This window comes from Lentzea sp. NPDC037011, from assembly GCF_055607425.1.
The window spans coordinates 649,679-663,593 of record NZ_JBVJRT010000001.1; the positions used below are offsets into that span (position 1 = coordinate 649,679).

A 13,915-nucleotide genomic window follows, 5' to 3' on the forward strand; every position below is an offset into this window, starting at 1 on the left:
GGCTACTGCAGACGGAGCGGTACGCCGATGCCCTCTACCGAGCCCATGGTGTCGCCACCGAAGAACGAATCCCGGCGCTGGTGCAGGCCCGAATAGATCGCCAGGCGGTGCTGCGTCGACACAATCGGCCGGATTGCTTGTTCTACATCCATGAGCTGGCGCTGCGGCAGCAGGTCGGCAACGCCGAGATCATGGAGGACCAGTACCTCCAGCTGCTGTTCAACGCGCGCATTGTGCGAATAGTCCCCGCGAACGTGCTCATCAACTCGGCGGGTGTCCGGCTGTGGGAGTACGAGAAGGCGTTGCCGGTCGTCTACAGCGAATCCGACCTCACGCACGTGTTCGTGCAGGACCCCGGGGCGATCGCGCGCACCAGGTTGATCTTCAACCGCTTGGCCGAGGTCGCCTTGGATGAGGAACAATCGCGGAGCAAGCTGGCGGAGTACGTCGGCTCACCGCGAGAGGACCTCCACGATGCAGGACCGCGCCTGGCGTAAGAGCAGCTACAGCAACGGGACGCCGGAGGGTGATTGCGTCGAGGTGTCGCTGACCCGGGACGTGCTCGTCCGCGACACCAAGAACACGGCCGGTGAGGTGCTGACCTTCAGCACCTCTGCCTGGCACGCGTTCCTGGAAGAGCTCTAAAGCCCTTCCAGCGCCTCCCGCATGGGGCGCATCTTGGCGTGCGCCTCCTGCACCTCGCTGTCGGGGTCGGAGTCCGCGACGAGCCCGCAGCCGGCGAACAGGCGTGCCGTCGACCCGTTGATCTGCGCGCACCGCAGGGCGATGCCGAGCTCGCCGTCGCCGTTGCCGTCGATCCACCCGACCGGTCCGGCGTAGCGCCCGCGGTCCATGCCCTCCAGCTGCGCGATCAGCCGGGTCGCGTCCAGCCGCGGTGTTCCGCCGACGGCCGCCGTGGGGTGCACGGCCTCACCGAGGTGCAGCAGGGACGCGGACGACGACAGCGTGCCGATGACGTCGCTGGACAGGTGCGAGACGTTCGGCAGGCGCAGGACCGACGGGCCGTCGACGGACATGGTCGAGCAGAAGGGGCGCAACGTCTCCGCGAGAGAGGTGATCGCGTACTCGTGCTCTTCGAGGTTCTTCTCGGACGACATCAACGCCGCCGCGAGCTCTTCGTCGCTGATGCCGTCGTGCGGCCACGTCGTACCCGCCAGCACGCGTGAGTCGACCACGGAGCCGGTGCGCCGCAGCAGCAGTTCGGGTGTGGCGCCCACGAGACCGTCGACCGCGTAGGCCCAGCACTCGGGGTAGCGCCGTGCGAGGCCTTGGAGCACGAAGCGCTGGTCGAGCCGTTTGTCGGTCACGGCCAGGAGGTCGTGGGCGAGCACGACCTTGCCGAGCTCGCCGTCGCGCATGCGGGCGACGGCCTCGCGTACGGCCTCGCGGTACTGCGTGACGGGCAGCTGGCCGTTGGCGTAACGGACCGCCGAAGGGCGCGAGAGAGGGGTTTTGCGGGGGATCGAGTCGGCGGTGCCGATGGTGGTGACCCACTCCACACCGTTGCGCCTGCCGACGACGACCTCGGGGACGATCAGCACCGAGTCGCCGGGCTCGTCGGCGAACGCCATCGAGATGAACGCGACGGGGCCGCTGCCGGGAACGCCCAGCTCGTCGTCCACGTCGAGGTGGCTGACGAACTCGCGCCACCACGCGTCGGCGCGGGCGAACCGGTCCGGACCGCTCACCTCCAGGCGCGCGGCCTCGCCCCACCCGACCAGTCCGGAGCCGTCGCGCACCCACGCGAGGGCCTGCTCCGGGTTCGGCAGCAGTCCGAGCAGGTCACCGGCCCTGTCCCGCCTCGACCGGACGCGGATCCGCTGCCGTGCTCGTGATGTGGGTGCTGATGTCACGCCTCGACTGTATGGACCTGAACCTGAAAGCGTGGCACTCACCCGGCTCTAGACTTCTCAGTTGTGGTGGAGGACGCAGTGACCAAGCCGCCGCTCGGCGTACGCGTCCGCCGTGCGGTCAGCCGTGCTTTGTTCATCGTCGGTGGTGTGGTCACGCTGATCTGCGTGCTGCTCCCTCTCGCGTGTTGGCGCGACGATGTTGCCATCGAGAAGCGCACGGGTGAAGCGGTCGCACAGGTGGATTCGGTGGCATTCAACAGAACCGTTGTGCGCTACGCCACACCGGACGGGCGGGTGATCATCCCGGCGCAGGGGGTGCTCTACCCGGACGGCCTGAACGTGGGCGACAACGTGCGGGTCCAGTACGACAGGGCGAACCCGGAGCTCGTGCGCGTGGCCGGCCGGACGGCGGTGCTGTCCCTGCTGCCCGTCGGCACGTTCCTCGCGGCCGTCTGGATCGTCATCGCGGCCGTTGTGACAGTTCTACGCAGATTCGGCACTCAGGTGTAACATCGGTGCATGGCGGATGACCTGGAGCTGCGCTTCGAGCGCACCGTGCAGGCCGACGCGCGCATCGAGCCGCGTGACTGGATGCCCGACGGCTACCGCAAGACGTTGATCAGGCAGATCGCCCAGCACGCGCACTCCGAGATCATCGGGATGCAGCCGGAGGGCAACTGGATCTCCCGCGCGCCCTCGCTGCGGCGCAAGGCGATCCTGCTGGCCAAGGTGCAGGACGAGGCAGGCCACGGCCTGTACCTGTACTCGGCGACCGAGACGCTGGGCGCCGACCGCGAGGACCTGACGACCAAGCTCGTCGAGGGCCGCCAGAAGTACTCCTCGATCTTCAACTACCCGACGCTCACCTTCGCGGACGTCGGCGTCATCGGCTGGCTGGTCGACGGCGCCGCGATCTGCAACCAGGTGCCGTTGTGCCGCACGTCCTACGGGCCGTATGCGCGCGCGATGATCCGCATCTGCAAGGAGGAGTCGTTCCACCAGCGCCAGGGCTACGAGCTGCTCATGACGATGATGCGCGGTACGCAGCAGCAGCGGGACATGGTGCAGGACTCCGTGAACCGCTGGTGGTGGCCGGCGCTGATGATGTTCGGCCCGCCGGACGCGGAGTCCACGAACACCGAGCAGTCGATGGCGTGGCGGATCAAGCGCGACACCAACGACGAGCTGCGGCAGAAGTTCGTGAACATGAGCGTGCCGCAGGCCGAGGCGCTCGGCGTCACGTTCCCCGACCCCGAGCTCAGGTGGAACCCCGAGCGCGGGCAGTACGACTTCGGTGCGCCCGACTGGGACGAGTTCTGGCAGGTCGTGAAGGGCGGCGGTGTCTGCAACGAGCAGCGCATCGCCCACCGGCGCAAGGCGCACGAGGACGGCTCGTGGGTCCGCGAGGCCGCTGCCGCGCACGCCGCGAAGCACGCCGTTGCGAAGGAAGGTGCCGCGTGAGCACGTCTTGGCCGCTGTGGGAAGTGTTCGTGCGGGGCAAGCGCGGCCTGAACCACGTGCACGTCGGTTCGCTGCACGCGCCGGACGCGGAGATGGCGCTGCGCAACGCCCGTGACGTCTACACGCGCCGCAACGAGGGCGTGTCGATCTGGGTGGTGCCCGCGGCGTCCATCACGGCCTCCTCGCCGGACGAGAAGGACCCGTTCTTCGCGCCGTCGGGCGACAAGGTCTACCGGCACCCGACGTTCTACGCGATCCCAGAGGACGTGCCGCACCTATGAGCTTCGACAACGCGTACGAGTCGCTGCTGGGCCACGAGGACGCGCACTGGGCGTTCGGGACGGGCTTCTCCGACGCGCTGGTCGGCGTGAACCGCGAGTTCGCCGCCGGTGTCGACCGCGAGGCGCTCGCCGCGTACTGCCTGATGCTCGGCGACGACGCGCTGATCATGTCCCAGCGGCTCGCGGAGTGGTGCTCGCGCGCACCCGAGCTGGAAGAGGACATCGCGCTCGCCAACATCGCACTGGACCTGCTCGGCCAGGCCAGGATGCTGCTCACGCGCGCCGGCGAGGTGCTCGGCAGGTCCGAGGACGACCTCGCCTACCTGCGCGACGAGCGCGAGTTCCGCAACGTGCACCTGGCCGAGATCGACTGCGGTCCCGGCCCCGGCGGCGACTTCGGCACCACGATCGCGCGGCTGCTGGTGTTCTCGTCGTGGCGCCTCGCGCTGTTCTCCCGCCTGCGCGGCTCCGCTGACCCGGTGCTGGCCGCCGTGGCCGAGAAGGGCCTGAAGGAGCTGGCGTACCACCGCGACCACGCCGCCCAGTGGACCGTCCGCCTCGGCGACGGCACCGACGAGTCGCACCGCCGCATGCAGGCGGGCCTGGACCGCGTGTGGCCGTTCGTGGACGAGCTGTTCGCCACGCACGCCGTCGAAGCGCGCCTGGAGGGCGTCGCGGTCGACCCGGCGTCGCTGCGGTCCGAAGTGGACGGTGTGTTCGAGGCCGTGTTCTCCGCCGCCGGGCTGGTGCGCCCCGAGGACCGGCGGGCCGCGCGGGTCGCGGGCATGGCCGGTCGCGACGGCGTGCACACCGAGGCCATGGGCTACCTGCTGGCCGAGATGCAGCACCTGCACCGCTCGCTGCCGGGAGCCGTGTGGTGAGCACGGCACTGGAGATCGCGTCGGCCGTGCGGGACCCGGAGCTGCCGGTCCTCACGCTGGCGGACCTCGGCGTGCTGCGCGACGTGTCCGAAGAGGACGGACGCGTCGTCGTCACCATCACCCCGACCTACTCCGGCTGCCCCGCGATCGACGAGATGGGCGCGGACCTGCGCCGTTCGCTGCTGTCGGCGGGGTTCGAGGAGGTCGAGGTGCGGCTGTCGCTGTCCCCGGCGTGGACGACGGACTGGATCAGCTCGGAGGGCCGGTCGAAGCTGGCCGCCGCGGGGATCGCGCCGCCGTCGCGGATCGGCCCCGCCCTGGCCGGCCCGGTACCGCTGAACCTGGTGCCGCCGTCGCGCCAGGTGCCGTGCCCGCAGTGCGGTTCCCCGAACACGGCGGAGATCTCCCGCTTCGGTTCGACCGCGTGCAAGGCGCTGCGCCGCTGCAACGCCTGCTCCGAGCCCTTCGAGCACGTCAAGGAGATCTGAGTGGTCCGCCGCGCTGCCTTCCACAAGCTGACGGTCGCCCGCGTCGACCGCCTCTGCGACGACGCCGCAGCCGTGACGTTCGACGTGCCCGCCGACCTCGCCGACGAGTTCGCCTTCTCGGCCGGCCAGTACCTGACCCTGCGCCAGGGCGACGAACGCCGTTCGTACTCGATCTGCGCGCCGGCGGGGTCTCCTCCGCGCATCGGCGTCCGCCGCGTCGACGGCGGCACCTTCTCCTCGTGGCTCGTCGACCGGCTGGCCGTCGGTGACGTCGTCGAGGTCCTGCCACCCCTGGGCAAGTTCACGCCGTCGGGCTCGGGCGTGCACCACGGCTTCGTGGTCGCCGGCTCGGGCATCACCCCGGCCCTGTCGATCGCCGCGACCGTGCTCGCCACGGGCGCCCGCGTGACGCTGCTGTACGGCAACCGCCGCACCGACACCGTGATGTTCGCCGACGAGCTGGCCGACCTGAAGGACCGCTACCCGGCCACCCTCCAGCTCGTCCACGTCCTGTCCCGCGAACCCCGCGACGTGGAGCTGTTCTCCGGCCGCCTGGACGCGGCGAAGCTCTCCGCGCTGTTCTCCACGGTCGTCCCGTTCGACGGCATCGACGAGTGGTGGCTCTGCGGCCCGTACGAGATGGTCCAGGACGCGACCTCCGTGCTGCGCTCCCGCGGCGTGCCCCCCGACCGCGTGCACCACGAACTGTTCTACGTGGACGAACCCCCACCCCCACCGCGCCGGGCGGAAGCCGTGGTGGAGTCCGCCTCCGCCGTGACCGTGGTGCTGGACGGCAAGTCCACCACCCTCCCGCTCCCCGCCGACGAACCGATCCTCGACGCCGCACAACGCGTCCGCGCCGACCTGCCGTTCGCGTGCAAGGGCGGCGTCTGCGGCACCTGCCGCGCGCTCGTGACGGACGGCACGGTCGAGATGCGCCGCAACTACGCGCTCGACGAGTCCGAGGTGGCGGCCGGGTTCGTGCTGACGTGTCAGGCGTTGCCGACGAGTGAGCGCGTGACGGTCGACTTCGACGCCTGAATGGATCAGTGCATTACTCCTTTGAGACCATATGTTCCATGTGGCATGGATTTTTCGACGAGTCTCGTCGAGGCACGACCTACCTGGTTGCGGTGACGCTCGTGCGTTCCCGTGATCTCGACTCGATGCGCTCGGTCATGCGCGGGCTCGTGAAGCAGGGACAGCGACGGGTGCACTTCAACATCGAGGGCGATCGCAGGCGGAAGGACGTGCTCACGAAGATCAGCGCGCTCGGTGTGCGCGCTCACCTCTGGGCCTGCAAGCACAACAACGACTCGAAGGCCCGCTCCGCCTGTCTCTTCGACATGGTCCCGCGGCTGGTCGACCTCGACGTCTCGCGGTTGGTGCTGGAGAGCTGTCAGCACCAAGACGCAGCCGATCGCAAAGTGCTCGCTGCCGGGGCGCGCAAGTTCGGAGCTTCGTTCACGTACGAGCACCTGAGGCCCGCGGAAGACCCATTGCTCTGGATCAGCGACGCTGTCGCGTGGTCCTACGGAGCCGGCGGCGACTGGCGGCGGCGAGTCGCGGACCTCGTCGACGGCGTCTGCGCGGTGAACGTCCCCTAGACAGCGCGAAACCCGGCAACCCGTCGTCCGGCGGGTGAACCGGGTCCACTTCCGGTTCCTACTGGAACCGACAAGAAGAACTGTAGCACTGATAGTGCGCGACCAGTAACTCCAGCTTGCCGACGCACGAGCGCCGAACATGGCACGATCGACGGTCATGGGGGTCGTGATCCGCTCAACGCTCGGCGGTGCCGCAATCGGCGCCGCGGTCGTGGGCGCCTTCGTCACGATCATCGACCTGTCGATCCCGTCGCCGTCGCAGTCCTCGACCTCGCTGTTCGTCCGGTTCCTGGCGATCCTCTTCTTCGCCGTGGTCTTCGGCGCGTTGCCGGGCGCTCTGATCGGCACCGGCGTCGGCGCCCTCCGCCGTTCGGCGCAGCGCGGGCCGGCCGTGCCACTGCGCCCGATGCACCCGCCGATCGCGCAGCAGCCCTACGACATGTGGTCCGAGCTGGTCGAACGTTGCGCCGAGAGCACGCGCAGGGTCACGGCGGCGGTGCAGACGGTGCCGAACTCACCGGCCAAGGAGTGGCTGCAGCGGATCAGCGGGCAGCTCGCGGGGGAGCTCGACGACGTCCGCGGCATCGCGCAGCTCGGCAGGGCGCTCGGCGCGGTCGACCGGCAGCACCCGGTCTACCAGCGGCTGCTCAGGGCGGCGCACGACTTCCACCAGTTCGAGAACGAGGTGGGCCGGGTCGCGCTGCAGATGTTCGACCACCCGGAGCTCGACGAGGCGCGCACGCATCTCGAGGTCCTCGAGCGGCAGTTGCCTCAGCTCAGTTGACCGTTCAGCGCCGACTGCCACCAGCCGAGGACCTCGTCCGCGGCGTCCGGTGCTGCCACCAGCAGGCCGTCCGCGGGCAGTTGAGCGCCCTCGCCGCGACGGTCCAGCACGACCGCGCCGGACTCCAGGGCCAGCGACACGGCACCGGCGACGTCCCACTCGTGGTAGCCGTGCAGCACGGCGGCGGCGACGTGGCCGAGTGCGACCTGCGCCACGGCCAGACACTTCGACCCCAGCACGCGGACGCCCGTGCCCGCTATCGCGGCCGTGGAGATGAACTCGCCCATGCCGGGCCACGGTCCCGTGCGGGTCATTTCGGTGCACACGACCAGCGAGTCGCCTTGGCGTTCGGCCAGCCGCACCGGGGTGCCGTTGGCACGCATGCCACGGCCGCGGGCGGCAGCGTAGATTTGCGACCTGTACGGATCGGCGACCACACCGACTACCGGGCCCCACCTGTCCACGAGTGCGAGGCTGTAGGCGCACCAGGGCATGCCGGCGGTGTAGTTGGCCGTGCCGTCGACCGGGTCGACCACCCAGCGGAACTCCGAGTCACCCGGGACGTCGTCGTCGGAGTTTTCACAGAAGACCGGAATGGACGGGAACTCAGCGGTGAGCACGCGTCGGGTGTGGCGTTCGAGGGTGCGGTCGGTGTCGGTGACCCAGTCGAACGGTGACTCGTCGGAGTCGGGACGCGCACCACGGCCCGCTGTGGCCATGATGACGTCCGAGGCGTCGTTCGCCAGACGACCGGCCACTTCCATCGCGATGGACACCAGTCCGGGGTCGGCTGGATGCGCGGGACGGGACGACAAGACGGTCATGCTGGCCTAGTCTCACCGCTTCGGGTGACCGGAACACGACCGCCAGATGACCAAACGACGATCACCTGGCCACGACGTGAGGTGTTCTGACCGCGTCAAATTTCGCGTCACGCGGACTTCACACCAGCACTACAAGGTAGGTTCTGTGCGCGTAGCGATCGTGACCGAGAGCTTCCTGCCCCAGGTGAACGGGGTGACCAACTCCGTGCTCCGCGTCCTGGAGCACTTGCGCAGCAGAGGCCACGAGGCCATGGTGGTCGCCCCCGGCGCCGGCGAGGACTCCGTCCACGGCATGCCCGTCATGAGGGTGCCTGCGGTCGACGTGCCGATCGTGACGAGCCTCCCGATCGGCGTCCCCAGCCCCAAGGTGCTGCACGCGCTGGCCGACTTCGAACCGGACGTGGTGCACCTCGCATCACCGTTCGTGCTCGGCGCCTACGGGCTCAGGGCCGCGCGCAAGCTCGACGTGCCGACCGTCGCCGTCTACCAGACCGACGTCGCCGGGTTCGCCGGCAGCTACGGCCTCGGGCTCACCAAGCGCGCCGCGTGGCGGTGGACCAAGCGCCTGCACACGCTCGCCGACCGCACCCTGGCGCCGTCCAGCTCGGCGGTCCAGGCGCTGGAGGAGCACGGCGTGCCGCGCGTGCACCGGTGGGGTCGCGGCGTCGACATCGAGCTGTACCACCCGCGCCCGCGGCAGAACGACCGGCTGACCGTCGGCTACGTCGGCCGCCTCGCGCCGGAGAAGCAGGTCCACCGGCTCAAGGAGATCCACGACATGCCCGGCGTGCAGCTGCGCGTCGTCGGCGACGGACCCTCCCGCGACCAGTTGCAGAAGGACCTGCCGAACGCCGAGTTCCTCGGTTTCCGCACCGGTGAGCCGTTGGCGGAGGCCTACGCGTCGCTGGACGTGTTCGTGCACACCGGACCGCACGAGACCTTCTGCCAGGCCGTCCAGGAGGCGCTCGCCACCGGGCTGCCCGTCCTCGCCCCGAACGCGGGCGGCCCGCGCGACCTGGTTGCGCACGGCCGGACCGGGTACCTGTTCGAGGACGACATCGCGCAGTACGTGGACCTGCTGCGCGACCCGCTGCTGCGCAAGCGGTTCGGCCTTGCCGCACGCAGGTCGGTGCTCTCCCGCACCTGGCCCGCGGTCTGCGACGAGCTGCTGGGCCACTACGCTGCGGTTACCGGACTCACACACCAGGCGGCCGCTTGAGGATCGTTCAGCTAGCCAACTTCTACGGACCGCGGTCGGGCGGACTCCGCACGGCGCTGCACCACCTCGGCGCGGGCTACGTGCAGTCAGGCCACGAGGTCGTCCTCGTCGTGCCCGGCGACCACCGCGCCGACGAGGTGCTCGAGAACGGTGTGCGGCGCATCACGCTGCCGGCCGTGAAGATCCCGTACACCGGCGGCTACCGCGTCGTGGACCCGTGGCGGGTCAAGGCGCTGATGGAGCAGGTCGGACCGGACCGGCTGGAGGTCTCCGACCGCCTGACGTTGCGCGGCATGGGCGCGTGGGCCGGCGCACGGGGCATCCCGAACGTCGTGATCTCCCACGAACGCCTCGACCGGCTGCTGCAGTTCGTGCTGCCGGAGGGCCCCGCCGTGAAGGGCGCCGACTGGGCGAACGCCCGCATGGCCGCCTCGTACGACACCGTCGTGTGCACGACCGGGTTCGCCCGCGAGGAGTTCGACCGGATCGGCGCCACGAACGTGACGCAGGTGCCGCTCGGCGTCGACCTCGCGACGTTCACCCCGGAGCGGCACTCGGCCGACCTGCGGCGAGACCTGTTGCGCGGCAAGGAGAACCTGCTGATCCACTGTGGCCGGTTGTCGCCGGAGAAGCACGTGGAACGCTCCGTCGACACGCTCGCCGAACTGCACGAGCAGGGCCACTCCGCACACCTCGTGATCGCCGGCGACGGCCCGCGCAGGGCCGCGCTGGAGAAGCGCGCGGCGGGCCTGCCGGTGACGTTCCTGGGCTTCGTGAAGTCCCGGTCGGAGGTCGCCTCGCTGCTCGCCTCCGCGGACCTGTCGCTGGCGCCGGGCCCGCACGAGACGTTCGGCCTCGCGGCACTGGAGGCCCTCGCCAGCGGCACGCCCGTCGTGGTGAGCAGGAGCAGCGCGCTGAAGGAGATCGTGCAGCCGTCGTGCGGCGCCGCCGTCGACGACCACGCGCACGCCTTCGCCTCGGCCGCCGAACGCCTGCTGGCCTCCGGCTCGCGGGAGGCCGCGCGCGCCCGTGCCGAGCAGTACCCGTGGCAGGCGGCGGTGGACGGCATGCTGACCGCTCTGCGGGTGCCGTAGGACGTCCTCAGCGGTTCTGACCTAGGCTCTTGGCATGTCGCGAGCAGGTTTGGACAAGAACCCCCGCGAGGTCGCCGAGATGTTCGACGGCGTTGCCAAGGGCTACGACCGCACGAACTCGGTCATGACGCTGGGCTTCGACCGCCGCTGGCGGGAGTGGAGCCGGCGCGTGCTCGACGCCCGCTCCGGCGAGAAGGTCCTCGACCTCGCCGCGGGCACCGCCGTGTCCACGGTCGAGTACGCCGCCTCCGGCGCCTGGTGCGTCGCCGCGGACTTCTCCGTCGGCATGCTCGCCTCCGGCGCCCACCGCCGCGTCCCGAAGGTCGCCGCCGACGCCCTGCGCCTGCCGTTCAGGGACAACTCCTTCGACGCCGTGACGGTGTCCTTCGGCATCCGCAACTTCAACGACACCGTGGTGGCGCTGCAGGAAATGGCCCGCGTCACCAAGCCCGGCGGCCGCATGGTGATCTGCGAGGTCTCCACCCCGGTGTGGAAGCCGTTCCGGTTCGTCTACATGCGCTACCTGCTGAAGCTGCTGCCGCTGATCGCCCGCTTCGTGTCCTCGAACCCGGCGGCCTACTCCTACCTGTCGGAGTCGATGGCCGCGTGGCCGGACCAGCGGTCGCTGGCGGAGCTGATCTCGAAGGCCGGGTGGGAGGACGTCGCCTGGTTCAACCTGACCGGCGGCATGGTGGCCCTGCACCGCGCCACAAAACCGAAGCCCAAGCCGGAGTCCGTGCCGGCGTCCGAGCCGGAACCGGGCCCTGAGCCCACGCTGGACCCCGCACCCGAGCAGCAGACCTGACCACCTGACCGCCCGCCCCACCCCCCACCCCCCACCCCGCCCCCCGCGCTCCCGCCCCCTGCTTTTGTCGCACGCGGGGCCCTTTCGTTCTCTCCTGGAGTACGAAAGCTCCCCGCGTGCACTCAGACCGGCCGCCACAACGTCGCCGAGACGCGAGGTCTCGGGCGCTGTGCCGCGGCTTGGTAGGCGCCGCGCAACTCGTTGATGACAGCCGCCGGGTCCTTCTTCAGCCGCGACGGAACCGTGTGGACGGTCATCACGCCGTTGGCCAGCAGAGCGGAGTGCTGCGCCATCGTCCGTGCGTAGTCATCCGGCGCCAGGTGGAACTCCAGCGAGTCGATCTGCCATGCGAGTCCGACCTCGTCCCACCAGCCGTCCACGACGGCAAGCTGCTCGCCTGACACGGATCTGATCAGCACGTTCCACTGAGGTGGCGGCAGCGAGGAACGATGGACCAACGATCGTGACCACGCTTCAGCCGCCGAACGAACACCGTCGCTGACCTCCGCCAACACGCGCCTTGGCAGCCAGGTGCCGCCCAGTCGCTGGTCTTTCAGCTCCTCGGCGATCGCTTCCGGTGAACAGAGCCGCCTCTGCACCGCGTCCGCGATGAACGCGCGCACCACGTCCAGACCGCTCTCCTTGCGGGCCGCGTCGATGAGGGCTCGAGCGAGCGTCACAACGGGAAAACCGTCGATGATCACGCCGTCCCACGGCCGGTTGGTCCGTTCGACGAGCATGGCGCCTTGGCTCGTCACACGGCGGCCGTGGGGGACGAGGACGTGGACGCGTGGATCTGCCGGCAATCGACGTACCCCGTGCCTGCGGGCGGCTTCGACGCCGGTCAAGAACGTCAGCGGTCCAGCCCGCAGCAACGCGCCCCTGACGAGCTGCCGTCTGCTCGGTGTTCCACCGCTGAGCAGGTAGACGCCCAGGAACAGCCGCGTCCACCCGCCTCCTGGCCTGCACTTCTTGGCCAGCGTGTTGCTGCTGAACCCGAGTGCGAGCAGGTGCCTGCGAACAGCCACGCCGTCCTCGAAGGCGTCGGCGAGCAGGCCGTAGTCGATCGATCTGGTCTTCATCACTCGATCAATCATCAACACATGTCGGCCAGGAGCAACCAGCCCTTGATCGACATGTGGACAACTCGCGATCTTCAGGTGCACGCGGGGAGCTTTCGTACTCTTCTGGTGCACGAGAGGGCCCCGCGTGCGGTGAAGCGGGGCGGGCGGGAGGCGTGGGGTCTCAGGGAGTGGCGGTTAGAGTCGCGAGGGAGTCACGAGCGAGCGTGTAGGGAGTCTGGATGAGCAGGCGCGGGATCAACGAGGACGCCGACGTCATCGTGGTGGGGGCGGGACCGGCGGGCTCGACCGCGGCGACCTACCTGGCCCGCGCGGGCCTCGACGTCCTCCTGCTGGAGAAGAGCTCGTTCCCGCGCGAGAAGGTCTGCGGTGACGGGCTGACGCCGCGGGGTGTCAAGCAGCTGATCGACCTCGGCATCGACACGAGGGAGAGCAACGGCTGGCTGCACAACAAGGGGCTGCGGGTCGTCGGCGGCGGCGTCACGATGGAGCTGGACTGGCCGGAGCTGGCCACGTTCCCCAACTACGGCGTCGTGCGGCCGCGCATGGACTTCGACGAGATGCTCGCGAACGCGGCGAAGGCGGCCGGCGCGCGCATGCACGAGAACACCACGGTCACCAAGGCGATCGTCGAGAACGGGCGCGTGGTCGGCGTCGAGGCCAAGCAGGGGCCGGAGAAGAACCCGGTCACCTACCGGGCGCCGATCGTCGTCGGGTGTGACGGTGTGTCAGCGCGGCTGGCCCTCAGCGTCGGCCTGCAGAAGGACGACGACAAGCCCATGGGCGTCGCGGTGCGGAGGTATTACGCCAGCCCGCGCACCAAGGACGACTACCTGGAGTCGCACCTGGAGCTGTGGGCGCCGGACGGGCAGCTGCTGCCCGGTTACGGCTGGATCTTCGGCATGGGCGACGGCAGCGTGAACGTCGGTCTGGGCATCCTCAGCACGTCGAAGGCCTACGGCACCACGGACTACCGCCAGCTCCTGCGCTCCTGGCTCGACGGCACCCCCGAGGAGTGGGGCTTCCGCGAGGAGAACGCGACGAGCCGCATCGGCGGCGCCGCGCTCCCGATGGGGCTCAACCGCAAGCCGCACTACTCGAAGGGGCTCGTGCTCGTCGGGGACGCCGGCGGCATGGTCAACCCGTTCAACGGCGAGGGCATCGGCTACGCCATGGAGTCGGCCAAGATCGCGTCCGAGAGCATCGTCCAGGCCCTCGCGCGCACCGGTGTCAACCGTGAACACGCGCTGTACGGCTACCCGGTGCGGATCGAGCAGGCGCTCGGCAGCTACTACCGGCTCGGGAACGTCTTCTCGAAGCTCATCGGCAACCCGGCGGTCATGCGGACCGCAACGAAGTACGGAATGCCGCGAAAGCGCCTGATGAAACTCGTGCTCAAGCTGCTCGCGGGGCTCTACGACCCCAAGGACGGCGACGCAATGGACAAGCTCATCGTGGCCGCCACGAAGCTCGCGCCGACGGCGTAAATTACTCCGAATAGGTGACGGCACCGGC

17 protein-coding genes are annotated in these 13,915 nt (G+C 69.7%); 14 read left to right on the forward strand and 3 right to left on the reverse strand.

Annotated features, from left to right (window positions below; all coding sequences use genetic code 11):
- The coding region (locus ACZ7CH_RS03330) for a DUF5753 domain-containing protein (RefSeq protein WP_470373070.1) at window positions 1-497 on the forward strand (497 nt) is incomplete at its 5' end.
- Window positions 475-645 (forward strand): DUF397 domain-containing protein, encoded by a 171-nt coding sequence (locus ACZ7CH_RS03335; protein ID WP_360399720.1) that lies wholly within the window; start codon window positions 475-477, stop codon window positions 643-645. The genes ACZ7CH_RS03330 and ACZ7CH_RS03335, both read left to right, overlap by 23 nt.
- Here ACZ7CH_RS03335 and ACZ7CH_RS03340 read toward each other — a convergent pair.
- Entirely contained in the window at window positions 642-1,874 is a 1,233-nt protein-coding gene (locus ACZ7CH_RS03340; RefSeq protein WP_360399717.1) for an isochorismate synthase, read from the reverse strand. The genes ACZ7CH_RS03335 and ACZ7CH_RS03340 overlap by 4 nt on opposite strands.
- Window positions 1,875-1,952: 78 nt before the next feature.
- On the opposite strand from ACZ7CH_RS03340, the gene ACZ7CH_RS03345 reads away from it, so the two are divergent.
- The 8 genes from ACZ7CH_RS03345 to ACZ7CH_RS03380 all read left to right on the forward strand — a co-directional run bounded on the left by ACZ7CH_RS03345 (window position 1,953) and on the right by ACZ7CH_RS03380 (window position 7,376).
- On the forward strand, window positions 1,953-2,384 hold the full coding sequence (locus tag ACZ7CH_RS03345; RefSeq protein ID WP_360399714.1) for a DUF3592 domain-containing protein: 432 nt from the start codon (window positions 1,953-1,955) through the stop codon (window positions 2,382-2,384).
- 9 nt (window positions 2,385-2,393) lie between these two features.
- Window positions 2,394-3,335: a 1,2-phenylacetyl-CoA epoxidase subunit PaaA gene (paaA, locus tag ACZ7CH_RS03350; protein WP_360399711.1), complete on the forward strand. Its 942-nt coding sequence runs from the start codon at window positions 2,394-2,396 to the stop codon at window positions 3,333-3,335.
- A complete protein-coding gene (gene paaB / locus ACZ7CH_RS03355; protein WP_089948924.1) occupies window positions 3,332-3,616 on the forward strand; it encodes a 1,2-phenylacetyl-CoA epoxidase subunit PaaB in 285 nt (94 codons plus the stop codon). The genes paaA and paaB overlap by 4 nt, the downstream gene beginning before the upstream one ends.
- Window positions 3,613-4,497 carry a 1,2-phenylacetyl-CoA epoxidase subunit PaaC gene (gene paaC / locus ACZ7CH_RS03360; RefSeq protein ID WP_458430144.1) on the forward strand — a complete coding sequence of 295 codons (885 nt, stop codon included), beginning with the start codon at window positions 3,613-3,615 and terminating at the stop codon, window positions 4,495-4,497. The genes paaB and paaC overlap by 4 nt, the downstream gene beginning before the upstream one ends.
- The gene (gene paaD / locus ACZ7CH_RS03365) at window positions 4,494-4,985 is read left to right on the forward strand and encodes a 1,2-phenylacetyl-CoA epoxidase subunit PaaD (protein WP_360399703.1); all 492 of its coding nucleotides are present in this window, start codon (window positions 4,494-4,496) and stop codon (window positions 4,983-4,985) included. Before paaC ends, paaD begins: the two co-directional genes overlap by 4 nt.
- Window positions 4,986-6,026 carry a 1,2-phenylacetyl-CoA epoxidase subunit PaaE gene (paaE, locus tag ACZ7CH_RS03370; protein WP_360399700.1) on the forward strand — a complete coding sequence of 347 codons (1,041 nt, stop codon included), beginning with the start codon at window positions 4,986-4,988 and terminating at the stop codon, window positions 6,024-6,026.
- Window positions 6,027-6,127: 101 nt separating this feature from the next.
- Complete coding sequence (locus ACZ7CH_RS03375; protein WP_470373071.1) at window positions 6,128-6,592, forward strand: hypothetical protein; 465 nt, start codon at window positions 6,128-6,130, stop codon at window positions 6,590-6,592.
- A gap of 157 nt (window positions 6,593-6,749) precedes the next feature.
- On the forward strand, window positions 6,750-7,376 hold the full coding sequence (locus ACZ7CH_RS03380; protein WP_360399694.1) for a hypothetical protein: 627 nt from the start codon (window positions 6,750-6,752) through the stop codon (window positions 7,374-7,376).
- Here ACZ7CH_RS03380 and ACZ7CH_RS03385 read toward each other — a convergent pair.
- Entirely contained in the window at window positions 7,364-8,200 is an 837-nt protein-coding gene (locus tag ACZ7CH_RS03385; RefSeq protein ID WP_360399691.1) for an inositol monophosphatase family protein, read from the reverse strand. The genes ACZ7CH_RS03380 and ACZ7CH_RS03385 overlap by 13 nt on opposite strands.
- 145 nt (window positions 8,201-8,345) lie before the next feature.
- Here ACZ7CH_RS03385 and ACZ7CH_RS03390 point away from each other — a divergent pair, with 145 nt between their 5' ends.
- The 3 genes from ACZ7CH_RS03390 to ACZ7CH_RS03400 are packed head-to-tail and all read left to right on the forward strand — an operon-like array spanning window position 8,346 to window position 11,318.
- Window positions 8,346-9,419, forward strand: a complete 1,074-nt coding sequence (locus ACZ7CH_RS03390; RefSeq protein ID WP_458430149.1) for a glycosyltransferase family 4 protein — start codon at window positions 8,346-8,348, stop codon at window positions 9,417-9,419.
- Window positions 9,416-10,513, forward strand: coding sequence for a glycosyltransferase family 4 protein (locus tag ACZ7CH_RS03395; RefSeq protein WP_470369941.1), 1,098 nt, complete (start codon window positions 9,416-9,418; stop codon window positions 10,511-10,513). The genes ACZ7CH_RS03390 and ACZ7CH_RS03395 overlap by 4 nt, the downstream gene beginning before the upstream one ends.
- A gap of 34 nt (window positions 10,514-10,547) precedes the next feature.
- Window positions 10,548-11,318: a demethylmenaquinone methyltransferase gene (locus tag ACZ7CH_RS03400; protein WP_470373072.1), complete on the forward strand. Its 771-nt coding sequence runs from the start codon at window positions 10,548-10,550 to the stop codon at window positions 11,316-11,318.
- A gap of 122 nt (window positions 11,319-11,440) precedes the next feature.
- Here the strand turns inward: ACZ7CH_RS03400 and ACZ7CH_RS03405 are convergent, their stop codons facing one another.
- The gene (locus ACZ7CH_RS03405) at window positions 11,441-12,484 is read right to left on the reverse strand and encodes a hypothetical protein (protein ID WP_470373073.1); all 1,044 of its coding nucleotides are present in this window, start codon (window positions 12,482-12,484) and stop codon (window positions 11,441-11,443) included.
- A 137-nt stretch (window positions 12,485-12,621) separates the two neighbouring features.
- On the opposite strand from ACZ7CH_RS03405, the gene ACZ7CH_RS03410 reads away from it, so the two are divergent.
- Window positions 12,622-13,887 carry a geranylgeranyl reductase family protein gene (locus tag ACZ7CH_RS03410; RefSeq protein WP_360399676.1) on the forward strand — a complete coding sequence of 422 codons (1,266 nt, stop codon included), beginning with the start codon at window positions 12,622-12,624 and terminating at the stop codon, window positions 13,885-13,887.
- Window positions 13,888-13,915 lie beyond the last annotated feature (28 nt).

Excerpts from the sequence above, each read along its gene's own strand:
- ACZ7CH_RS03335 (WP_360399720.1), top strand. The coding sequence starts at position 475 with ATGCAGGACCGCGCCTGGCGTAAGAGCAGCTACAGCAACGGGACGCCG.
- paaA (WP_360399711.1), top strand. The coding sequence starts at position 2,394 with ATGGCGGATGACCTGGAGCTGCGCTTCGAGCGCACCGTGCAGGCCGAC.
- paaC (WP_458430144.1), top strand. The coding sequence starts at position 3,613 with ATGAGCTTCGACAACGCGTACGAGTCGCTGCTGGGCCACGAGGACGCG.
- ACZ7CH_RS03380 (WP_360399694.1), top strand. The coding sequence starts at position 6,750 with ATGGGGGTCGTGATCCGCTCAACGCTCGGCGGTGCCGCAATCGGCGCC.
- ACZ7CH_RS03385 (WP_360399691.1), bottom strand. The coding sequence starts at position 8,200 with ATGACCGTCTTGTCGTCCCGTCCCGCGCATCCAGCCGACCCCGGACTG.
- ACZ7CH_RS03400 (WP_470373072.1), top strand. The coding sequence starts at position 10,548 with ATGTCGCGAGCAGGTTTGGACAAGAACCCCCGCGAGGTCGCCGAGATG.
- ACZ7CH_RS03410 (WP_360399676.1), top strand. The coding sequence starts at position 12,622 with ATGAGCAGGCGCGGGATCAACGAGGACGCCGACGTCATCGTGGTGGGG.